The sequence below is a fragment of the Desulfoferrobacter suflitae genome (assembly GCF_022603395.1).
Lineage (GTDB): Bacteria > Desulfobacterota > Syntrophobacteria > Syntrophobacterales > Syntrophobacteraceae > Desulfoferrobacter > Desulfoferrobacter suflitae.
The window spans coordinates 1-21,742 of record NZ_JAIBKA010000018.1; the positions used below are offsets into that span (position 1 = coordinate 1).

18 protein-coding genes are annotated in these 21,742 nt (G+C 53.7%); 13 read left to right on the forward strand and 5 right to left on the reverse strand.

Annotated features, from left to right (window positions below):
* From K1V27_RS21230 to K1V27_RS21250, 5 genes are all read right to left on the reverse strand, one after another.
* A partial coding sequence (locus K1V27_RS21230; protein WP_258932258.1) for a DDE-type integrase/transposase/recombinase occupies positions 1–1,251 on the reverse strand: 1,251 nt, incomplete at its 3' end.
* A 129-nt stretch (positions 1,252–1,380) separates the two neighbouring features.
* Positions 1,381–1,941, reverse strand: a complete 561-nt coding sequence (locus K1V27_RS21235; RefSeq protein WP_258932259.1) for a hypothetical protein — start codon at positions 1,939–1,941, stop codon at positions 1,381–1,383.
* 138 nt (positions 1,942–2,079) lie between these two features.
* Positions 2,080–2,532 carry an AAA family ATPase gene (locus K1V27_RS21240; RefSeq protein ID WP_258932260.1) on the reverse strand — a complete coding sequence of 151 codons (453 nt, stop codon included), beginning with the start codon at positions 2,530–2,532 and terminating at the stop codon, positions 2,080–2,082.
* A 5-nt stretch (positions 2,533–2,537) separates the two neighbouring features.
* Complete coding sequence (locus K1V27_RS21245) at positions 2,538–4,094, reverse strand: helix-turn-helix domain-containing protein (protein ID WP_258927474.1); 1,557 nt, start codon at positions 4,092–4,094, stop codon at positions 2,538–2,540.
* 38 nt (positions 4,095–4,132) lie between these two features.
* Positions 4,133–4,813, reverse strand: a complete 681-nt coding sequence (locus K1V27_RS21250) for a DUF6431 domain-containing protein (RefSeq protein ID WP_258927475.1) — start codon at positions 4,811–4,813, stop codon at positions 4,133–4,135.
* Positions 4,814–4,839: 26 nt separating this feature from the next.
* On the opposite strand from K1V27_RS21250, the gene K1V27_RS21255 reads away from it, so the two are divergent.
* From K1V27_RS21255 to K1V27_RS21315, 13 genes are all read left to right on the forward strand, one after another.
* Positions 4,840–5,409, forward strand: a complete 570-nt coding sequence (locus K1V27_RS21255; protein WP_258927476.1) for a tetratricopeptide repeat protein — start codon at positions 4,840–4,842, stop codon at positions 5,407–5,409.
* Between the two features lie 1,337 nt (positions 5,410–6,746).
* On the forward strand, positions 6,747–7,775 hold the full coding sequence (locus K1V27_RS21260) for a substrate-binding domain-containing protein (protein ID WP_258932261.1): 1,029 nt from the start codon (positions 6,747–6,749) through the stop codon (positions 7,773–7,775).
* Positions 7,750–9,957: a sigma 54-interacting transcriptional regulator gene (locus tag K1V27_RS21265; protein WP_258932262.1), complete on the forward strand. Its 2,208-nt coding sequence runs from the start codon at positions 7,750–7,752 to the stop codon at positions 9,955–9,957. Before K1V27_RS21260 ends, K1V27_RS21265 begins: the two co-directional genes overlap by 26 nt.
* A 351-nt stretch (positions 9,958–10,308) precedes the next feature.
* The gene (locus K1V27_RS21270; RefSeq protein WP_258932263.1) at positions 10,309–10,710 is read left to right on the forward strand and encodes a DNA-binding transcriptional response regulator; all 402 of its coding nucleotides are present in this window, start codon (positions 10,309–10,311) and stop codon (positions 10,708–10,710) included.
* 53 nt (positions 10,711–10,763) lie between these two features.
* Positions 10,764–11,492, forward strand: a complete 729-nt coding sequence (gene dsrO / locus K1V27_RS21275) for a sulfate reduction electron transfer complex DsrMKJOP subunit DsrO (RefSeq protein WP_258932264.1) — start codon at positions 10,764–10,766, stop codon at positions 11,490–11,492.
* Positions 11,489–12,655 (forward strand): NrfD/PsrC family molybdoenzyme membrane anchor subunit, encoded by a 1,167-nt coding sequence (gene nrfD, locus K1V27_RS21280; protein WP_258932265.1) that lies wholly within the window; start codon positions 11,489–11,491, stop codon positions 12,653–12,655. Before dsrO ends, nrfD begins: the two co-directional genes overlap by 4 nt.
* Positions 12,652–15,465 (forward strand): molybdopterin-dependent oxidoreductase, encoded by a 2,814-nt coding sequence (locus tag K1V27_RS21285; RefSeq protein ID WP_258932266.1) that lies wholly within the window; start codon positions 12,652–12,654, stop codon positions 15,463–15,465. The genes nrfD and K1V27_RS21285 overlap by 4 nt, the downstream gene beginning before the upstream one ends.
* An 11-nt stretch (positions 15,466–15,476) precedes the next feature.
* Entirely contained in the window at positions 15,477–16,169 is a 693-nt protein-coding gene (locus K1V27_RS21290; protein ID WP_258932267.1) for a TorD/DmsD family molecular chaperone, read from the forward strand.
* A gap of 24 nt (positions 16,170–16,193) precedes the next feature.
* Positions 16,194–16,883 carry an FmdE family protein gene (locus K1V27_RS21295; RefSeq protein WP_258932268.1) on the forward strand — a complete coding sequence of 230 codons (690 nt, stop codon included), beginning with the start codon at positions 16,194–16,196 and terminating at the stop codon, positions 16,881–16,883.
* A gap of 108 nt (positions 16,884–16,991) precedes the next feature.
* A complete protein-coding gene (gene sqr, locus K1V27_RS21300) occupies positions 16,992–18,227 on the forward strand; it encodes a type III sulfide quinone reductase, selenoprotein subtype (protein WP_258932269.1) in 1,236 nt (411 codons plus the stop codon).
* Between the two features lie 16 nt (positions 18,228–18,243).
* Entirely contained in the window at positions 18,244–18,972 is a 729-nt protein-coding gene (locus K1V27_RS21305; protein WP_258932270.1) for a DUF1641 domain-containing protein, read from the forward strand.
* Positions 18,973–19,666: 694 nt separating this feature from the next.
* Positions 19,667–20,698 carry a molybdopterin-binding protein gene (locus K1V27_RS21310; RefSeq protein ID WP_258932271.1) on the forward strand — a complete coding sequence of 344 codons (1,032 nt, stop codon included), beginning with the start codon at positions 19,667–19,669 and terminating at the stop codon, positions 20,696–20,698.
* An 11-nt stretch (positions 20,699–20,709) separates the two neighbouring features.
* Entirely contained in the window at positions 20,710–21,732 is a 1,023-nt protein-coding gene (locus K1V27_RS21315) for a 4Fe-4S dicluster domain-containing protein (protein ID WP_258932273.1), read from the forward strand.
* Positions 21,733–21,742 lie beyond the last annotated feature (10 nt).

Genomic DNA, 21,742 nt, shown 5'->3' on the forward strand with positions numbered 1-21,742 from the left:
GATAAGCCGGCCATCCTTGGGATCCACCAGGTAGGCCACGCTCAGGTCCCAGGATTGATAACGGATTTTCAGCCTCGGGAAGTGACGAAGGCGGGCCGGTACTTCAAAGCGAATGCCTCCTATGGATATTGTTCCATCGCTGCGACGCTGTGATCTGCCTTCCTCGACACAAAAAGCGAGCTTCACCTGACTGCTGTCCGGACAAGGGCGGCTAACAGATGTTTCATCAAGGAGTCTTTTTAGGGGGCATGTTCCAATCTCGGAGTGAGTGGAGCGGTTGTATTCCTGTTCTATCCAAGCCTGGGTGGCATAATTGAGAAACTCCAGGGACAAGGGATTGACCAGTTTGAGCATGGAGAGCAGACGTCCCTCCAGCTGGGACCAAAAGGCCTCTTGCTTCCCATTTTGGTATGGGCTGTACGCGAGGGTCGTTTCGTGAATGACGCCAAGGCGCGAGAGCCCGTTTTCGGTTTCACCGGCCAGCATGGCCGCGCCGTTATCGGTAAGAAGCGCTCGTGGCAGCCCTCTTTTGAAGAAAGCCTGTACGAGTCCATGGATGAGATCTTCCGCAGTTTCGGTAAGGTACCACTGGATATGGCAGCACAAGCGCGAGCGGTCGTCGAGCACGCAAAGACAGACGGGAGTATGCCAGAGTCCGCTGGAATCCACGACACGCCTTCGGCCCTGGTGGAAATCAAGATGCCACAGGGCGTGGACATACTTGGATTCAAAGCTTCTAACCTCTCTATTCTCCAGGCGGTCTGCTGCTCGTTTTTGCCCGGCGGTTGCCGGGTGTGGTTTTCTGAGCCAGCCCCTTGCCACCATCAGCCGACGCACGGAGGCGTAGGAAGGGGCTGGACCAAGCTGCCCGTGCTCCTCGAGATACGCGGCAAGGTTGTCGGCATGAAGCTTATAGCTCCAGTCGGGGTAGCTCAGATACTGATTATGTAAAACCTTTGAGATATCTGGACCGATGGCTTTTGCGCTGCCGTCATCGGAGCGTATCTTGCGGCCCAGTGCCTTGATGGGGTCATCATTTCCCAACGCCCGGTAATACCAACGCTCGATGGTGGATACCCCGAATTTGACCGTCTCTCCCTTGCGGCTTGGATGGGGATAACGGCACCCGGCGAGCTTTTCCAGCTCTTTTCCAAGCTCACCTTGCTCCGGTGGCCTTGCCAGCAACGGCCCTACGATGGAGAAACGTAAATGTGCCCAGCTCTTGAGGGTCCTTTTCGATTCTTCCGGCATTTGGCGGCTCCTTCCTTATGGGTTGATATCAGTCTCATGCCTTTAAGCCGCTCTATACCCCTAGCCGCCTTATCCTGGAATTCCCCATCTTCCGCGTGGCCGAAATTCCCCCTCACCTATCCCGCTTTTCTATGTCCCCACGGCCAGCAACCGGCAGCACGCAACAAGCCCGCTCAGTGCGTCCGCCGCATGGTTCAAGCAATGCTCCAGCAAGCTGCCGAAAAGCCGCTCATCGGCAACACACGAGCTCAGACGGCCTCGAGCCCTTTGCCACTCCATGGAGCCGGCATACACCTTCTCAAAGTAATCGAACCACCGCACGAGGGTCTTTCTGGATATTCCGAACATCCGGACAAGCTCGCCAGCACTCAGGCTGTCGGGCCTTCTCTGTCGCAGCGCCATCACCACAAGCACCACACTCCTCCAGTAGACGCGCCTGCCTATGAAAAGACAGGATTCAACGGAACATCTTCGCCTGCATCCTTCATTGCCGCAGCACAGACTCTGTCGGATACAGTATTGTTCCGGGATGTCCACCGGACCACCCCGTGGTTTGCGTCGATAATTGGCCTTATGAAGTGGGCCGCCGCAATGAGGACATCTTTCCTCGCGCTTACGGGCGGCAAGATCGGAATCGATGACAAAAAGAAGGCGAAATAGACTAGTCTTTTGGAGCAGTTCTGGTAACATATTCCTCCTACTACCCTAAGTGGTGTGGGGGGCAGGAGGCTTTTCGCAAAGCGTGCAGGCTAATTGAGGGCTCTCCTGCCCTGTCCCTCAGTTAACTCGCACATTTTCCTCTGGATTTCCATCAATTATCGTGCTCCTTCACATATCGGTATCGAGGGCTGAGCTAACCAGGAGGCGCAGATCGGTCAAAGCTTGCGGATCTATAAGGTGGGCTTCGTCGATGATAAGCACCGTTGAGAGATCTTCTTTTGCGGTGCGATCGAGAATTTGTAAAAAGAGATGATCCTTGCCTCGCCGGGGGGCTTCTCCCAACTGAGTCACGATTAGGCGAAGCAGGCTGGATGACGGGATTCCGGTGAAGTGGAGATAAACGGGGCGGTAGCGGTTTTTAGAGAGGTTATGGATGAAGAGCCTTAAGAGTGTGGATTTTCCGGCACCGGTTGGTCCGATGAGGAGGGCCAGGGTCCCTTGCCGGGCAAAGTAGTCGAGTCTGGCCAGGGACTGGGAGATGCGGTGGTCGTTGAGGATCCATTCCACGGGAGGGCGTTCCTGGAAGGGATGGCTGTTCATTTTGAAATGATCGAGGAACATGGTGGTTACTCCTTTTGCTGTAGGATTTGTTTGAGCTCACCGACGAGGTGGGGGAACGACTTGTTAGGCACTCGGGCAAAGGCCTGCGTGAGCACGGATTCTGTGAGCTGAACGTTTTGATTGTAGAGTTTTTTGAGCGTTTCGAGCTCCTGTGCCGTGAAGGCGGAGATGCCCACTTCTTTTCCGAGCAGCCGGGCAAAGGCTTTGACAAAGGCATGAAACGGCCACGGCCGCACGGAGACGACCTTGCGGTAATCGATGCCGCGAGTGTTTGCGGCGAGCTGCTCCCGGTGCTCGCGAACGAGGAGATCGATGAGGTTATGCTTGGGTTTTCCCCGAGCTTGTGCGGGAAGGGGCGGTTGCTCGGCCTCGCGGTGATGGAGCACGCCCGATCCCTGGTATTCGCCTTTCAGGGAAAAGATCTTCACGCTATCTGAAGACGAGAAGGGATCGTAGTGGACCCAGACCTTGTCTCCCCTTAAAGCTGGATCGACCCGGTAGAGCCGCTTATCGAGGCTAATGTCGGAAAAATCCTTGTGGACGACCCGAGTGACCTTTCTAAGGAAGGAAGCGAGCACCTGGTCCATTTCCACGTGGCGGATGACGGAAAGTCCGGTATGATAGCGGTCCTTGGGAGTCTCGCCGGTCTCGGAATGAATGGAGCTATGATAATCCACCGAGATCCATGCGCTGAGAGCTCGGTTGAGATCATCGAGGCTTATGGCATCTTGTGCCCGCACCTCGGATTCAAACCGGTCTTGGGCGGTCTCAAAGAAGCGCTCAATGAGTCCTCCCGGGGAAGGGTCCCCGGCCGGCCGGTGGCGAAGCCGGATGTGGAGCCGGTAGCAGGCAGCCTTGAGGCCGATTGCGTGATAGACCTTGGCGTTATCGAGGTAGAGTTCGCCGGGGGCGCCATGCTTGGCCAGGGCGCGCAGCAGCGAGTCGATGAGGATATCGAGGCTTTGGCGCAGGTAGTAGCGGGCCTCGACGATATACCTGCTGTGGCAGTCGATGAAAGCGGAAAGATAGGTGGGCAGGACCTCCCGGCCGAAAACAACATAGGGGCCTTCCTCGAAGTCCCCAACCCAGAGATCATGGGTATGGTCTCTGGTCCAACGTTTTCTCACCTTGTTTTTGACAACGCCGAGCTTGAGGCGGGTTGCGCCCGCACCTTTAAGATGGCGATACAAAGTAGAGCGGGAGAGCGTAACGCCATAGAGGTCCTTTAGGAATCGGTTGATGGTGGCAGGGGAGCGCTTGGGCTGCTCGCATTTAAGCTCGATGGCGGTTGCAATGATTTCTGCGGGTGCGGCCCTGGCATGGCCGCGGTCATGGCGGTCTTTTCTTGCGAGAGCATCGAATCCTCCGGTTCGATAGCGCTTCAGCTTTCGCCTGAGGGTGGAAAGGGAGGGCTTGCCGGTACGTCCGCCGGGAAAGACCATCTCCTTTTGAGAGATCTCTTTGAGAAAATCCTGGATCGATTCCGGCTCCACCTCGTCGAAGAGAACGGGGCGAAGGAGATCGCACCAGAACAGGGCCCATTTTTCATCTTTTTGCTTCATAACGCCTCCTTTGTTTTATGGTTGGAGGCGAGCATAAATCATTGCCAGGCGCAGCCTGTTGCAAAGAAGGGGAAAATTGAAGCACCAAAAACAACTCGGAATACCGCCTCCAGGTGGACGAGCCGGCGAGAGCGTTTGAGGGTTTCTTCCCGAGCGGTTTTCACGAACTTATTGGGGGAGATCGTTAGCGCGGCGAGATCCCGGTAGACTTTTGTCGCCGGATCCTTCTGTAAGATGAGGTCCAGAGCGCGGCGCGGGATTTCTTTGAAGCGGCCAAGAGTGTCGATCCAGCGGTAAGGGGTTGTGTGGGAGAGGACTTTATCGACCGGCGTATTTCCTTCGTCCGTCGAGGCATGGAAGATCTCCGAGCCTTCTTCCAGGACTGTCTTCCGATAGGTCGACGTCTCATCTTCCAGATAGCTTGCCGAGCGATGAAGTATCGCGTCGCTGGTGTAACGCTTGAAGGGAAGCGCGAAAGGAGGCTGTTCGGTGAAGGTCTTATGGCAGCCGGGGCATTTCCACCGAATGACAAGGCATTTTACCACCTGGACCAATGCGTCGCATAGAATGCGGAATTTGCGGGGGCGTGCCTGATGCCGCCTGAACAAATACGGTTGAGTATTGCAGACGGGGCAGGAGGGCAAACCGCAGCGGATCTTGTTTCGCAGCACATTCAAGCTGTATTTTCTAATATCTGAGCGGGTAAATGGAGCAAACATGGCGTCTCCCACTTGAGCGAATAGTCATGATCGAAGAGGTTTCCGAAAAAGCCGTTCGTTTACTCCAACCTGGCGCCGCCCGCAAGCGCAAAACCGCCGGCGCCCGACGCGCCAGATGCTATGTTTGGCAACGGTTTTTCAACAAAGGAGTTGCGTTACCCATGAGTAAGATATCCCGCAATGCGCCCTGCCCTTGTGGAAGTGGAAAGAAGTACAAAAAATGCTGTTTGTTGCGCGAACAGGTCTCAGCGACACGGCCGCCGCAGGCTCCTTCAGATGTCTTCAAACAGATCCATGCCCAAATGGAGGAGTTGGACAACCTATCGAATAGTGTCATTGATCTCATCCAAGCCGGGAAACTGGACGAAGCGGAAGCTCAGTGTCACAAGCTATTGGAGCAATATCCGGACGATGTTGACGGGCTCGACAGACTGGCAACGGTCTATGAAGCCAAGGGGCAGAATAGGATGGCCGCTGAGTACTACCGAAAGGCGGCCGCTTTTATGCGCTCAAGGCCAGGATTTGACAACGAAGCCATTGAATGGGCTCTGAAGAAAGCCTCTGAACTGGAGTCTGCATCGTCATCAGCAGAATAGATCTTGCAGCCGAGCCATGGCCTGCAGGTGGTCGGCGAGGCTCGTGGCGCTGCGACAACCAGTAATGTTGACATTCCGGAGGTGCTTCGGCGCCCCCGCTGATGCCCAGCCGTTATCCGGCGTGGTCTTGGGACCGGTTAGCGCCCGGCGCGCGGGGTAGGCAGGGTAAAGTGCAAAAGCATGGCGAGGTATAGCGGGATAGGCGGGATCAGATTACTTGGGACTGTTCAAATCAAATATTGTGGGACGTAGGAGCTTCGATGAGGGTCTGTCAAAAGTCTCTCTGCTAGGTGTTAGACGTATATATCGTGACGATTTAAAATGCGAGATCGAAAGGACATGCTCAACTTGTCCAAAATAGCTCAGCTCTCCAACAATCTCCAGGACCATCTTCTGCCTCTTTTCTGTGCTTCTCCAGAAAGAACAGCCAGAAGGTTACTTTGGCCTATCCCTCGTCAATCATCATTTTGTTACGTACTGGGATAGCAAATCTTGATCGCTACCAACCAATAGGGTTCTTGGAACTGGACCAGATAGAATAGAGAAACTTGGTTTGTGTCAATTCACACCGCGCCTTGAAAAAATCGTAGAGGGCGGGATCCGAGGGTAGTGGACATCACCCCCCCTACGGCCCTTTGTTCCGTTCCTAACGAAATTGCTCTCACCTCAGAAATAAGCGAACTATGGTGTTTCCTTAGAAGATCAGTAGGCAATACTGCTCGCAAGTTCCTACCAGTCTTCATCCTTTTGATTAAGGTAGTTTCTTGACTATTTTCTTGAATTCTTCCGTTGTGAAGGCCTTGACTGTTGTTGTTCTTACATTTCCTTGCGAGCCCAATGCCAGTAAAAAGTCAACGCTGTTTCATCACCTGGAGCTTCACCGATGGCTACAATGGCCTATTCGCCCAGTACCGGGTAAACACCGATAACTTTACCTCCCATCTTTTCTTAGTTCTTTATGCCTCTTCAATTCGATTAGGAAACTCTTTGATACCCTTGATTCCCTGGTCAGTGAATTTGTATGGGGTGACATAAGATTTTGAGATCCGTTATGCACAAAAACCTCTTTCGTGTGGTTCCGAGCATACCAATCATCGTTGAGTTCTAACTTCCCCTTTCAGCCTTTTGCTTCGTGTCGATTCTTATTGATGGTTATGTTCACTCGCTAGCGGCTCCGACTAACTAGCCAGGAGACTTGTATCGGGGCTGAGTGCTCAAGAATTGCACACTTCATAGATTTCAGACAAAACTCCGAATATCATTCGATTGAAAAAGTTTAATTCTGTCAGGTAGTTGTTGTTCAACTGAGAGATCCTGGTTATAAATTAGAAAGCCTAATGATCGTGACAAAAATTGAGTCACACCCTCTTATAGGGGACTTTATGCATAGGATTTTAAGCATTTTTGCAAATAAACGAAATATCTTTGTTCTCTTCTCAGCGTTACTTTTGCTTTCATTCCAGGCGTGCAGTCGTGAAAATGACTCCAAGGTCATAGATTTCAACAAGAGGATCCCTGACCCGCAGCCACTTGTTCACAAATCGAGCGACATTCCGCTTAAGTTCGCCGTCGGTGCTATGATTTCACCTAAAGCAACCTTCGTGCATTACCGTGAGCTGGTTGATTATATTGGTAAAGGATTGGACCGGCCGGCCGAACTTGTGCAACGTAAAACCTACAGTGAAATCAATGAGCTTCTGGGCGAAGGTGAGATCGATCTGGCCTTCATCTGTTCGGGACCATATTTAGCGGGAAAAGATAAGCAGGGATTTATGGCGGTGGCCACCCCGCTGATTCGAGAAAGCGACCGATATCAATCGTACCTAATTGTCAACCGGAATTCCACCCTGCAAGATTTGAAAGATCTGAAAGGGGGAGTGTTCGCTTTTACCGATCCGGACTCGCTGACGGGAAAGATCATTCCGGCCGTGTGGCTTGCGGAAATCAAGGAAACGCCGGAGACATTTTTCAGCAAGGTAATTTATACCTACAGCCACGACAATTCGATACTGGCTGTTGCCAAGGGCCTTGTGGATGGAGCGGCTGTCGATAGCCTTGTCTGGGACTACTTTCAAGAAAAAGACCCTAAATGGACTTCTCTGACGCGCATCATTCAGAAATCCGATTCCTATGGGATTCCCCCCTTGGTGGTGTCAAGAAACATTTCAGTCAATTTAAAAGAACGTCTTAAAAAGACTCTCTTTTCAATGCACGAAGACCCTGAAGGAAAGAAGATTCTGAACGGGCTCATGATCGATCGCTTTACTGCTCCGAGTGAGGGATGGTACGAGGCCATACGACAGATTGAAGACCAATCGAATCATTTGACAAGGCAGCGCCATGCGACCCAAGACGCTCAAAAGTAAATTATTGATCGGGGTTATTGCCCTCGTTCTCTCAAGTGGCCTACTCATTTCAATTTTGGTTACACAACGCTACAGTCGGAGTCTTTCCGACGCAATGGCCGCCCAGGCCAAATATCTGAGTGATGCGGTCGCCCATCAAGCCGCCGACCTCATTTTGACCAACGATCTGGTTGCCTTGCAGAAAATGCTCGACCAGCAACTCTCAAGCAACCCCGCGCTCTCTTATCTCTTCGTGATTAAGGATGGGCAGGTGCTGGCCAGCACATTCAAAGGCGGCATACCCGCTGATCTCATCCCGGCAAATACGCCAGGTCCGGAGCTTGGATCGCGCATGCAGCGGATCGCTTCAGAATCGGGAGATCATTATATCGATATAGCTCTTCCGATTTTCGAGGGCAAAGCCGGTACGTTGCGGCTGGGATTTTCTGAAGAGCCATATCGCCAACAGGTAAGCAGGCTGCGCGTACAGATGGCTTTGTTAACCGGTGTCGTGCTGTTATTGGCTTTGACCGGCTGTCTGCTTTTCGTAAAACAGATAACCGGTCCACTAACCGAGCTTTCTCGGGTTGTAGATAGAGTCGATCAAGGCGAGCTTGATGCGCGGGTAGAGTTGCGGGGAGAGGATGAAGTGGCCGTTTTGGCTACTTCATTTAACCATATGGTGGGGCGCCTTCAAGTTTACACCACACGACTCGAAGAACAGACGCTGGAACTGGAGCGCGCACACAATCAGACCCGCACTGTTTGTGGGATGGTGCAAGAAATTGGCGCAAAACAGACTTTACAGGAAATCGGGACCTTCCTTGTCAAAAAGCTGAGTTCCATTGTCACTTGCCGCGACATGCTTCTCATTGTACTCAATGAGACTAGTAACACGGTCTTTTTGTTGTCTGGAAATGACACGAAGGTCTTGAACGATCCGGACTTCATTCAGAATATTTCGAGATTTCTTGAGGAATCGGACCATCGGGCTGAGCCGCAGTTCAGCAAGGAACCCATTCTGAATGAATTTTTTCTCACCGATGGTATGCACGATTCTCAGCGACAGGCTTTTCTTCCCCTTTTCCACCAGGGACAGCCCTTTGGCGGACTCTTCATGAATTGCTCGGGCAATCCTTCGTGCAGCGCCGATGAACTTAAAATGGTTGCCGTGATGTTGAACCAGTCAGCGCCGGTCATCAAAAGGGCCGTTCTTCATGAGGAGAAGATTCGTGACCTGCAGAGCCGTCTTGAGACGTCCGCCGAATTCCATGGCATTGTTGCAAAAGACCCCAAAATGCAGGTGATCTTTCGACTGATTGAGGACATTGCGCCCACGGATGCGACTGTTCTGATTCAGGGTGAGAGCGGCACAGGCAAGGAACTGTTGGCCAGAGCCATCCACCAATTGAGCCCGAGACACAACAAGCCGTTTGTTGTCATTAACTGTTCCGCATATCCGGCAAGTTTGCTCGAAAGCGAGCTTTTTGGACACGAGAAAGGCGCATTTACCGGCGCCATTCGCCTGAAACCGGGTCGTTTTGAACTGGCCGACGGAGGCACGGTTTTTCTGGATGAAATCGGCGAAATTTCTTCATCTGCTCAGATCAAGCTGCTTCGAGTTCTGCAGACTCAGGAGTTCGAGCGCGTTGGAGGCGAGGAATCCATCACGGTGGATGTGCGTATATTGGCTGCGACCAACAAGGATTTACTGGATGAAGTCAAGAATGGTGAATTCCGTGAAGATCTATATTATCGCCTCAGCGTAATTCCTGTCTTGCTGCCCGCACTGCACGAACGGCGCAGTGACATTCCACTTCTGGCCCGCCACTTCCTCCAATACTTCGCTGCCGCTCATGGTAAAAACATCGAATCATTTACCACTGAAGCTATGAGGTTTTTGTTGGCACACCCTTGGCCAGGCAATGTGCGAGAGCTGGAAAACAGTATCGAGCACGCCGTGGCGCTCGCCAAAGATGTTCATATCGAGCCGGGGGATTTGCCTGCTGTCATCCGGTCCAGTTACGCCGAATCGGTGCTGGGTAACGAGAAGCCGCCCACCATTGCCGAACATGAAAGTGAACTTCTGAAAAGGGTTTTGGACGAATGCGGCTGGAACAAGAAAGAAGCCGCCCGCCGCCTCGGCATCAGTCGTAACACCCTCTATAATAAAATAAGAAAATACGGCATCAAGCAAACCTGATCCGTGAACCCTGTTGGTGCGCTCCTCCTTCCGCACGGATGCGCGACCTGACCGTTGCGCGGAGATTGAGTCATCCTTTCGTCAGGCCTTCAAAATGACCAGTGCGTCCCGTGGCGTGTCATCCCCTCCTGTGCTGTGTCCTAATTTTTAACACATTTAAGATCTCGCTATTATAGAATAAAAGCAAATAAGGAATAATCGTGTCTCTTATGAGGACACTTTTAACGGCGAAAGGATCCGCCACGAGCACCTTCTATCCACACTTTCCAGGTGATTTCGGCTTTGGCACGCGAATTGCTCACCAATCAGGAGGTAATTCAAACACATTGCTTGGCGTGCCCGGAGAGTCGCGTGGGAAAGAAAACATTCGAACCTGTCCTTGTTGTAAGTGGAAACCTTAAAGAATGCGAGCAAGTATGCAATGTGCTCAATGATTCCGGCTATGAGGCGGTTACTGTAAATGCGGTGGAGCATATAGAAGAGAGTCTTCTAACAAATGGGGCGCGGGTGGTTTTTCTCGACCTCGATTCTTTTTCGGTCAACAATCATTTTATCAAGATGTTCAGGAAGCGCAATCCCGAAGTTTGTATTTTTGTGATTTCCAGCCGCCTGCTTCATCCCGAATTGCAGGAGTCCATCAGCACAGATATTTCAGCATGCCTGCGCAAACCGGTTGATTCGGAAGAAATGCTGTATCTGTTGCGCAGCATCATTAAAAAAGATCATGGTGCAAGGGATTCTCCTAAAATATGAGAAAATACTATGCAGTGGGGATCTCTGTAATCTTTCAACTGGAGGCTAATTCGATGGAAAAATCCGGAAAAACTGTCAGTCGGCGCGAATTTTTTCGGAAATTCGGCAAGCAAGTGGGTGGCGTGGGAGTCGGTGCTTTTCTTGTGCAAGTCGCGCGTCCGTCGCTTGCAGCGGCGAATTCCCTGAAGAAGTACGGCATGGTAATAGACACCAATCGCTGTATCGGCTGCCATGGCTGCACTATCGCCTGCATCAGCGAAAACAACGTGCCGGACGGCCATTACCGCAGTTGGGTGAAGATCATGAATAAGGGATCATACCCCAACGTGAGCACGCATTTTCTGCCGCGCCTCTGCAACAACTGCGAGGATGCTCCTTGTCTGAACCTGTGCCCGACCGGCGCCACCTACCGAACCCACGAAGACGGCGTGGTCCATGTTGATCGGCAGATCTGCGTGGGGTGTCGTATTTGTGTGGTTGCCTGCCCTTACGGTTCGCGTTTTGTCAATCCCATCACGCACACCGCGGATAAGTGCGACTTCTGTTACCACCGCATCACTCGAGGGCTGCAACCGGCATGTGTGGATGCCTGTACGGGAAGGGCGCGTATTTTTGGCGACATGAACGATCCCGAAAGCGATGTTTCGCGTTACTTGGAGAATCATTCCACGCAGAGATTGCGCGCGGATTTGGATACTCGGCCGAAGGTCCATTACGTGAACGCTGACGAATATATTATGGGGCCTGACTACTCAAGGCTCCTGGCGGGGAGGTCCTCATGAACGAAAATATACAATACATCTACTTTATACAGCATGGCGTAGCCTTGGGCTACCTGATCGCCTGGTATCTGTGGTTAATCTCGTTGGCCGAGGGCACTCATATTGTTGCCCACCTTAGCTGGCTGTACTATCGCACTGAGGATTATCGGCCGTTGGAAAAGGTCGGGACCTTTCAGCCCTTTATCATTTTAGCTTTGGTGCCTCTTTTTTTAGTAGCAGACTTGGGGCACCCGGAGCGCTTCTACACCATGTTCTACAACTGGCACTGGACGTCCCCGGTCGCTTACGGCGTTTACATCATCACCTTGTGCATGATTTCCTACGCGATCCACGCCTATTACCTGTTTCGACCGGAATTGATCCATCGCGCCAGGCAGGAGGGACCGTTGCAGGGACTCTACCGGCTGGCGGTTTTCAACCAGGTGGAAAGCGGAGACATCAGAGAGATCAGAGATCGCCAGGAACGGGGTGAACGTTTCTGGGCGGGTGTGAGCCTGTTGTTCTCCTTTTTGGGCCTGATTTATTTGGGAATCCTTCTCTCCTCGTTCAAGGGCCGGGTGATGTGGCATTCTTCGGTGATGGTCTTTATCTTTTTCAGCTTTGGAGCCTGTTCGGGGTCGGCTTTTCTGATTTTGCTCACTCACCTGAAAAACGCCCTGGTTCACACGCCGCCAAAGGCGCTCGCCGAGCAGCAGCGCTACCTTGCCGAGTTCGGCATCATCCTTAAATATGCGCTGGTGGCGCAGGCAGGGGTCTTCTTTATCTACTTTGTGTTGCTGCAATACACCGGCATAGGCGGCAGGTTGGCCAGTAAGGTTTTCTTCACAGGCCCGCGTGCCTTCCAGTTCTGGTTTTTTCAGGTGGCCATCGGGCTCATCCTCCCTTTCGCTCTGATGCTCTATAAGAAGATGCGGGAGAACGTGGTGGTCTCCTGCATCGCCGCTGTGGCGGCTATGGTCGGTACCCTGTTCGGCTGTGTGAATATATTCATCGGCGGACAGATGCTCCCCATGACCAGTTTCCGCTGGGAACATTTGGAGCCGGAACCGGGGAGGATGACCTTCGGCATCATTACCATGGTGCTCATGTTTGTGGTTTTCCTGGTCACCTACAAAATTCTTCCTTATGAAAACATCGAAGTTCAGGAGGGAGTGTCCTCATGAGTGCAACCAGCAGAAGAAATTTTATCAAAGGAGCCATGGCGCTGTCCGGTTTATTGATGACCGGGGGGTGCATGAGTGAAAGTTCGCAGCCGAAGAATTGGATCAGCGGTGCGCCGGATCCCGATATGGTTGAAGGGGCCAAAGTGGTGCGCACGGTGTGCCTGGGCTGTCATAGCGCCTGCGGCCTACAGGTTAAAGCAAAGGATGGGGTGGCGGTAAAGATCGATGGCAATCCGTACCACCCAAACACACGGGAACCTCAGTTGCCCTACGCCACAGATCCTAAAGAAGCAGAAAATGTGAACGGTACAGTCTGCGCCAAGGGAGGGGCAACGTTGCAAACCATGTACAACCCCTACCGTCTTCAGCATCCGTTGAAGAGGGTCGGACCGCGCGGCTCCGGCAAGTGGAAAACCATCACCTGGGAACAGGCCTACGGTGAGATCATCGACGGCGGTGACCTGTTCGGCGAAGGTCATGTGGATGGACTGAAGGCCATTCGTAGTTTTGACCCCATCGATCCCGGGGCGCCAGAGCTCGGTCCCAAGGCGAATCAGCTCAGTTTTATGGCGGGTCGCATCGAGCACGGCCGCAAGGAATTCACCGACCGCTGGTTTGAAAATTGCTACGGCACGGTGAACCGGCGAAACGACCACACCTCCATATGCGAAACCTCGCACCACATCGGGCTCGATCTTTGTTTTAAAGGCAGCCACCACATCAAGCCTGACATCATGAGCGCCGAATATATCATCTTTTTCGGTACCACTCCTTATGAAGCCAACTTCCCCATGCAGGCCCTGGCGCGAAAGCTCAATTATTTCCGCGAGCGCGGCGGCACCATGGTGATCGTCGACCCCAGGTTTTCCAATTCGGCGGCTAAGGCCGCCCGCTGGATCCCGATTCTGCCTGGAACCGATGCGGCCTTCGCTCTGGGTATGATGCGCTGGATGATGGAGAACGACCGGATAGACCTGGAGTATCTCTCTTTTCCCAACGCGAAAGCGGCCAAGCAGGGGGCCGGACATTTGACCTGGTCCAATGCCACTTGCCTGGTGCGCGACGACGACCGCAAGCTGTTAAAAGACGGCGACAACCTGCTGGTCATGTCGAACGGCAGCCTGGCATCGGCCGAGGAGGTCAAAAGCGCCGACTTGCTGGTCGATACGACGGTCGACGGAGTGAGGGTGCAAAGCGTCTACAAACTCCTCAGGGACCGTGTGATGGAGCGCACCATCCAGCAATACGCTGGGATCTGCGGGTTGGATGCCGCTGCTATCGAGCGCGAGGCGGATGACTTCACCTCGCATTCGCGAAAGGCCACGGCCGACTTCTACCGCGGTTCCGTGCAGCACACCAACGGCACCTACACCGCGCGCACCTTGGGAATACTTAATTTCCTCATCGGCAATATTTCCTGGCGTGGCGGATGCGAAGCGCACGGCGGAAGCCATTGGCACGAGTTGGGTGGAAAGCCGGGCAATCCCTATGACATCAAAGATAAAAAGAAAGAGTTCCTGCCAGGCAAAGTGAAGGCTTCGGGCGTGCACATCGATCGTCATAAGAACCGATATGAGGAGACCACCGAGTTCAAAAAGAACGGCTATCCGGCCAAGCGGCCCTGGTTTCCTTTTGCCTACAACCACGTTTATCAGGAGGTTTTTCCCAGTATTGCCGCCCAGTACCCTTATCAAACCAAATGTTTGATCACCTATTGGAACAATGTGGTGTACTCCGCTCCCGCCGGCATTCGTCAGATCGAAGCAGTCAAGAACCCGAAAGTGTTGCCTCTGTTTGTTGCCATTGACATTGTTATGGGCGAAACCTCCTCCCTGGCCGATTACATCCTGCCCTGTCGTCACTTTTTGGAGGACTACGGTACGCCGCATGTCGCCCCGACGATTCTCACGACCACCAGCGGTCTGCGCCAGCCGGTGGCCGAGCCCGCCTTTAAGGACACCAAGATGCTGGAGCAGATATTCATTGATATCGGTTTAAAGATGGGTTTGCCCGGCTTTGGCAAGGACGGACTCGGCCCCGGTCGAGACCTTGTTGAACCGTGGGATTGGTACAAGCTGCTGGTGGCTAATATTGCCTACGGCGACAAGGAAGGTGACTCCGTGCCGGGCGCCACCGAAGAAGAAAAAGTCCGCTACGTGGTGGAGCGTGGGGGGCGCTTCGAAGATTATAAGGATGCTTACAAAGGCCCTTACACCAAGCATGCCTACAAGGGCCCGTGTTTCATTTACAATGAGGAACTGGCAACCAGTAGCGATTCAATGACCGGTGAGTTTTATGACGGCCTGCCCGTGTACGAGCCCGTCAAGGACTGCCTGGGGCGACCGGTGGAAAATATGGCGGCGGAGTATCCGTTCCACATCATCACCTATCACCCGGTTTATCACGCCCAGGCGCGCACCGCCGCAAGCCCCTGGCTGATGGGGGTCACCCCCGAAGAAGTAATCCAGATCAACGCAGGCGATGCCGAACACCTCGGGATCAAGCACGGAGATATGGTGCGCGTGTATTCTGAGAGCAACAAGGACGGAGTGCGCGGCAAAGCCTGGGTGATGGAGGCGATTCGGCCCGGCATCATCTGCATCCCGCATTCGCTCGGGCATTGGCAATATAGCAGCAAGTCCTTCGAGCTGGACGACAAACCGACCGGATCGGCCTCCTGGATAGGCCGCGGCTGTTCGGCCAACCCCGTAATGCTACTCGACCCCCACCTCAAGGATGTCTGTTTGCAGGACCCCATCGGAGGCAGTTCCTCTTTCTACGATACTCGGGTCGCGGTGGAAAAGGTGTAGGGAGGTTTAAGATGAAGCACGAGATCGCAGAAGCTGCTGCAATGGAAAGAGCAAGGGCGCGCCTGTATACTTTTTTTTCGGACCTGCTGCTCAATCCGCCAACCGCGGAACGATTGGACAAGTTATTTACCGTCGCTGGGGAAACGGCCATGGAGATGCTTTTTCCCGGCCATCCTGACGTTGAGACGTTCAAACAGATCAGTTGGCGGCATCGCTTCGGCCGGCGGCAGGATCAGGATTTCTTGCTGGATTATGAAGCGCTGTTTCGAGTCCCGGGAGAAAGCTACGTGCACCCCTTCGAATCGGTCTATCGGCAACACGATGATCCCCATGCCAAGGGTGGCAAAGCCGCTTTATGGGGCCGCGAAGCACGAGAGGTGGCGCAACTTTACAAGGATGAGGGGTTGCAGCCACGCGAGCACTTTGACGGGCTGCCCGACCATTTGGGAGTGGAACTTGAATTTGTAGCTTTTCTCAGCTGCAAATGTGCCGCTGCAATGGAGTGCGGAGATCAAGACAAAGCCCAAGGCTTCTATGCAAAAAGGGCCGCCTTCCTTGCAGAGCACCTGCTGGCGTGGAGTGGAAAGTGTCTCACACGAGTCGGACAAAATGCAAGTACGCCATTTTACGCCGCTCTGGCAGCTCTGCTTAAGAGCTTTTTGGAAGACGAGAAATACCAGATGTTGGAAGCAGCGAATTTCTAAAGGGGAGATGCGGGAGAACAACCCATGAAGGATTTTGAGGCCCTTCTGGCAGAATCGGCGACGGCGCACGGGCACCTGTGCCCCGGCCAGGTGGTGGGGGTGCGCATGGCCATGCTGGGCTGCCGGCTGATCGGGCTGGATGATCCAGCCAGCAGGGAACAGATCAAAAAACTCGTGGTCTATGTGGAAATGGATCGGTGTACCGCTGATGCCGTGGCGCACGTGACCGGAGCCAAATTGGGCAGACGCTCGCTCAAGTTCATGGACTACGGCATCATGGCTGCAACATTCGTTCATCTGGAAACCGGTAAGGCCTACCGGGTGCTTTCCACCGAGGAAGCCCGCGATCTGGCGCCGCTGTTTGCGCCGGAAGTCGCCGGTAAATATCCACAGCAGCTGGCTGCCTACAAGCGCATGCCGGACAGCGTGCTGTTTCGGGTGCAGCAGGTGCGTGTCAAGATGAGTGAACTGGACCTGCCAGGCCCCACCCGTAGAAAAGTCGTCTGTGCAAGATGCGGCCAGGTGGTTCGCGATGGTCGAGAAGTCATGGAGGGCGGTGTTCCCCTTTGCGTGCCTTGCGGCCGGGGAGCATATTTTGAGGAGATTCGTGAAATCACCTTGGAAGAAATTAACCAGCCGTCGACTCTTCAATCCACGCCTCAATCGAGGGCGTGGGTGCCGCCTGCGACATCCGCCGGAGCGACTTCCCGCTAAATCTCGGGGAACCAACGCAAAGCCGACGCGGCTACGGCCCGCACGGAATTTCCGTTGTGAAGAGTTCAGCACCGCAGTGAACCAAAGGAAAGTCGCAAGGAGAACAAGATGAGAAACATTGTTATTATCGGGTCAGGAGCGGGCGGCACCATGGTCGCGGCCAATTTGCGAAAAGAGTTGAACGGGGATTGGCACATCACCATCATTGATCGTGATCCCCGGCACCATTTCCAGTCCGGCTACCTCTTCATCCCCTTTGGAATCTATTCCCCTACGGACATTGTCAGGCCCAAAAGGGACTTCATCCCTCAAGGGGTTGAATTCGTGGTGGGCGAGGTAACCAGGATCGATACGGAACAGCGAAGGGTGGAGACGGCCGGTGGGGACTTTTTCAACTACGACTGGCTGGTCATCGCCACCGGCTGCCGCATCGTCCCGGATGAAATCGAAGGGATGATGGACGCCTGGCGGCAGGATGTATTTGACTTCTACACACTGGATGGGGCAATTGCCCTGCGCAAAAAGCTCAAATATTTCAGTTCAGGCAAGGTGGTTCTCAATATCGCCGAATTTCCCTTCAAATGCCCGATCGCTCCGCTCGAGTTCGTTTTCATGGCCGACTGGTTTTTTACGGTGAACGGGGTGCGAGACAAGGTCGAGATCGAATTCGTCACGCCGCTCGACAACGTTTTCACCAAACCGATAGCGGCCAGTGCGCTCAAAGAGTTTGCCAATCGCAAGAAAATCAAGATCACCCCCTTCTTCGATTTGGCCCGAGTCAACGCAAAAGAGAAAACCATTGAATCCCACAAGGGAGATAAGGTGGGATACGATGTGCTGGTCGCCATCCCCCCCAATTTCGGTGATAAAGCCATCATGGATTCGGGCATGGGGGACCCAATGGGCTATGTGCAGGTGGACAAGCACACCCTGAAGGCCCAGAACTTCGACCGCGTGTTCGTGCTGGGAGACGGCGCCAATGTACCTACTTCCAAAGCGGGCTCGGTTGCCCACTATATGTCGTACACGGTGGTGCAGAATCTGGTGCGCGAGATAGACGGATATGAAGCCTTGCCGGGTTTTGACGGCCACGCCACCTGTTTTTTGGCATCAGGTTTTGAAAAGGCCATATTGCTCGACTTCAACTATGACGTAGAACCGCTTCAAGGCAGTTTTCCGTTTCCCGGCCTGGGACCGTTCAGCCTGCTCGATGAGACGTTTGGCAATTATTGGGGCAAGATGATGTTCAAGTGGGTTTATTGGAACCTCATGATGAAAGGGCTCGATCTACCGTTGGAAGCCCAGTTCAATATGGCGGGCAAGCTGCGACAGGCAGCGGCTTAAATGCCGGGAGGACCTCATGAATAGCGACGAAATGGTTGTCGAACGACTTGACCTCTTGACCCGGCAAGTCGCCGTGATTACCGAATCGGCGAGAGCCTTGAGGGAGCTGAGGGATGATTTATCGCCCAGAATCAACGAAACCGTCAAGCACCTCATCACGGAGCTGGCCGAGATTGAAGCCGATTGCCGACGCGAAGACCTGGTGTTGCTGCTGAAAAACGTGGTGAGAAATGTCAGGAACCTGAACTGGTCCCTGGACCAAATGAAAAGCCTCATCGATTTTCTGAGAACAGTCGAGCCCTTGATGAAGTCGGCTGTACCTCAGGCCATCATGGCCCTCGATCAGCTGGAACAGAGAGGTGTTTTGCAAATCGGGCTGCGCGCCCTGGAGGTTTTCCAAAAGATCGCCGAGACCTACACGCCTGAAGATATCGAACAGGTCGGAAAGGTCGTGGTGCATTTTGTCGGAGTGACAAAGAAGCTCAGTGATCCAAACACGTTGGCCCTGCTGGATCGAATGGCTGAAGTTCCGGCTCGAATGGACCTCTCCAACGCCCGTCCGGCGGGACCTTTCCGGATGATGTTCGCGCTCCGCAACAGTGAAGTAAAGCAAGGCCTGGGAGTCCTTCTGGAAATGACAAAGGGGCTTGCTGCGCTCAAGGACGGCGGTCCAATGGAGACGGAGGTTATACCTGTGGCGGAGAGCTCGGAGCAACCCTCTTCGAGTGAAGAGCGCGAGGGATAGTGACGAGACACGGTGCCCGATCGGTTATGAGGCAGCTGAGAATATGGACGCCGAAGAAGTTAAAAAACTGCTTGATGTTCAAGAGCTTCACGGAACTCCACGGCAGATAGAGAGGCTTTGCAGGTGGATTGAAATCAAGGTCGCAAATTTCGGCACGGATTACGTGCAGTGGAACCGTCATAGTCTTATTAAGGAATGGGAAGAACATAGTAAAACAGGGTTCACGAGCTGTGTTTAATGGCTGGATCGAGAATCTGAGTCAAACAACCGGAGCTCGTCCATTCGGTTCGATTGCGGGAGGCATGAAAATGACTGATCCTTTATTCATATGCAGCGTATGCGGCAAAGAGCAAGAATCTGACAAGGAAACAATGACGGAGTGTCGTGTTTGCGGACGAATCCACTGCAGTGATTGCGTTGATGAATTCGGCCGTTGCGTGGAATGTGCCAAGCAGGAGTCGAAAGAAAAGTAGCTCATCGCGGATTAGCGTGACTCACGCACCGTGAAGGGGGGCAACGCTATCATGCAAGCCCGCAAAAAGCAAGAAAAGTAAAGTCTGAGGGCATTAAAAGCGACGCCGCATTTTGGTTTAATTTATCGGACAAGGACCAATGGACATGAGGCGGAGACAACCGCTCATCGGGACGCACTGACCGCGGGTGCTCTGGGGGCCTGCCCGAGAGGAGAAATAAGGTGCTGAAAATCATTCCGTTGAAAGAGGCTGTCGGGACCACCCTGGCCCATGACATCACCGAAATCCGTCCCGGCGTTTTCAAGGGAGCGGCGTTTCGCAAAGGCCATCAGGTGTGCGATGAAGACATCTACCGGCTGCAGAAACTGGGTAAGAACCATCTTTATCTGATCGATCTGGAAGAGGACGAAATTCACGAAAACGAAGCGGCGGCGATTCTTGCTGAGGCACTTGCGGGGGAGAACATTGTCTGGAAAAACGAGCCGCGCGAAGGGAAAATTTCTCTACTGGCCGGAATAGATGGGTTGTTAAGGGTCAATCCGGCCACTCTCGCCGCCTTCAACATGGTCGATGAGGTCATGTGTGCCACGCTGCACAACCACACCCTGGTTCGAAAGGGTGAACTGGTTGCGGCCACCCGGGCCATACCTTTAGTCATGAAGCGAACGCCCATCGAGCGCTCTGCCTCTATTGCCCGGAGCAATGGTCCGGTGCTCCAGGTCAAAGCCTTGCGGCAGGCCCGGGTGGGACTGGTGATTACCGGGAACGAAGTCTATCATGGATTGATTGAGGACCGATTTGCGCCGGTTCTGACCGAAAAAGTGAAGTCCCTGGGGTCGGAAGTAACCTCGCTGGATTTTGCTCCAGACAGTGCCGACCTGATTTCGCAGACCATCCGGTCGCAGCTCGACCGCGGCTGTGACCTGTTGCTGTTGACCGGAGGCATGAGCGTCGACCCCGATGATGTGACCCGCTATGGGATTCGGCAGGCGGGCGCAACACAAATGCACTACGGTTCGGCGGTCCTGCCCGGAGCCATGTTCCTGGTCGCGTATCTGGGTGAGATTCCGCTTTTGGGCGTTCCCGCATGTGCTCTGCACCATCGGGCGACGGTGTTGGATCTGGTGCTTCCGCGCATCCTCTCCGGTGAACACGTGGGCAAGGCCGAGCTGGCCTTCTACGGCCATGGCGGCTTGTGCCGCGACTGTCCCGACTGTTCCTACCCGCACTGCCCGTTCGGCAAGAGCATCTAGGAAGAAATACAATGGATCTGCAAAATTTTTTCTCTGATCCATATCTTAACCGTGAAATCAGGCCGCCGCCGTTGAACCGGCGCGTGCTGCCTGAACCCACGCCATCGCGTTGCCATTTTTGCTACGCATGCGGTTCCTGCCTGACGGCCTGCCCGGTGAATTTGGCGACCAACCGGCTGCAGCCGCGTAAACTTGTGATGATGGCCAATTTCGGCCTGATCGAGGAATTGGTTCGACTTCCTGAGATCTGGTACTGCCTTTCCTGCAACCGCTGCAATAATGCCTGCCCCATGACCGTCAAACCGGCTGCGTTGGTCGCCCATCTTCGCCTTGAGGCGGTTCGCCAATCCCTGGTGAAAAAAGACATCTTGTCGGATATCCAGGAGCTTCAGCGGCAGCTTCACCGGCTGCGCGCTCATGTGGCAGCAGCAATGCTTTCCGGCCGCGATCCGGTCCTGTCTTCAGACTGGCGGGGGATGGCAGAGCTCCCCATCGAATATTGCAGCAAAGATCTCACCCCGACTGAGATCCCCGCCGATGCTCGATCTATTCGCAAGGCCTGCAGCACCTACCTTGGTTATCCTACCAATCTCTCGGAGTGTTTCACCTGCAGCGAATGCCGCAATGCCTGCCCCGTCTGCCATGAACCATCTGTGTTCGATCCCATGTGGATGCTACGTATGATGAACCTCGGTTTTGCAGCCGATCTGCTTGCCTCCCCCATGATGTGGCTTTGCATCGACTGTGAAACCTGCACGCACGCTTGTATGCAGCGGGTTCGCGTACATCTTGTCATCCGTCGCATCCAGCAAATCGCCTTGCAAGAAAACTATGTGTCCTCAGCGTTTGTTCGTTCCTGGAAGCAGGCTCAGAAAATCGTATATTCGCGGTTCATCGAAGAAATTGACAGGCTGCTTTCATTCCCGGCTGTTTCATCGACGAATTCCGAGCCAACCTTTTGTTCCAAGCAAATTCAGAGCTGTGTTCCAGCGGTCGAAGAAAATAGCACAAGCCGGGTGTTATGGGGTGGGTAGTAACGAAACG

What these genes read in the sequence shown, in the direction of transcription:
- K1V27_RS21235 (WP_258932259.1), bottom strand. Translation starts at nt 1,941, where the DNA reads ATGTTACCAGAACTGCTCCAAAAGACTAGTCTATTTCGCCTTCTTTTT.
- K1V27_RS21240 (WP_258932260.1), bottom strand. Translation starts at nt 2,532, where the DNA reads ATGTTCCTCGATCATTTCAAAATGAACAGCCATCCCTTCCAGGAACGC.
- K1V27_RS21245 (WP_258927474.1), bottom strand. Translation starts at nt 4,094, where the DNA reads ATGAAGCAAAAAGATGAAAAATGGGCCCTGTTCTGGTGCGATCTCCTT.
- K1V27_RS21250 (WP_258927475.1), bottom strand. Translation starts at nt 4,813, where the DNA reads ATGTTTGCTCCATTTACCCGCTCAGATATTAGAAAATACAGCTTGAAT.
- K1V27_RS21255 (WP_258927476.1), top strand. Translation starts at nt 4,840, where the DNA reads ATGATCGAAGAGGTTTCCGAAAAAGCCGTTCGTTTACTCCAACCTGGC.
- K1V27_RS21260 (WP_258932261.1), top strand. Translation starts at nt 6,747, where the DNA reads ATGATCGTGACAAAAATTGAGTCACACCCTCTTATAGGGGACTTTATG.
- K1V27_RS21265 (WP_258932262.1), top strand. Translation starts at nt 7,750, where the DNA reads ATGCGACCCAAGACGCTCAAAAGTAAATTATTGATCGGGGTTATTGCC.
- dsrO (WP_258932264.1), top strand. Translation starts at nt 10,764, where the DNA reads ATGGAAAAATCCGGAAAAACTGTCAGTCGGCGCGAATTTTTTCGGAAA.
- nrfD (WP_258932265.1), top strand. Translation starts at nt 11,489, where the DNA reads ATGAACGAAAATATACAATACATCTACTTTATACAGCATGGCGTAGCC.
- K1V27_RS21285 (WP_258932266.1), top strand. Translation starts at nt 12,652, where the DNA reads ATGAGTGCAACCAGCAGAAGAAATTTTATCAAAGGAGCCATGGCGCTG.
- K1V27_RS21290 (WP_258932267.1), top strand. Translation starts at nt 15,477, where the DNA reads ATGAAGCACGAGATCGCAGAAGCTGCTGCAATGGAAAGAGCAAGGGCG.
- K1V27_RS21295 (WP_258932268.1), top strand. Translation starts at nt 16,194, where the DNA reads ATGAAGGATTTTGAGGCCCTTCTGGCAGAATCGGCGACGGCGCACGGG.
- sqr (WP_258932269.1), top strand. Translation starts at nt 16,992, where the DNA reads ATGAGAAACATTGTTATTATCGGGTCAGGAGCGGGCGGCACCATGGTC.
- K1V27_RS21305 (WP_258932270.1), top strand. Translation starts at nt 18,244, where the DNA reads ATGAATAGCGACGAAATGGTTGTCGAACGACTTGACCTCTTGACCCGG.
- K1V27_RS21315 (WP_258932273.1), top strand. Translation starts at nt 20,710, where the DNA reads ATGGATCTGCAAAATTTTTTCTCTGATCCATATCTTAACCGTGAAATC.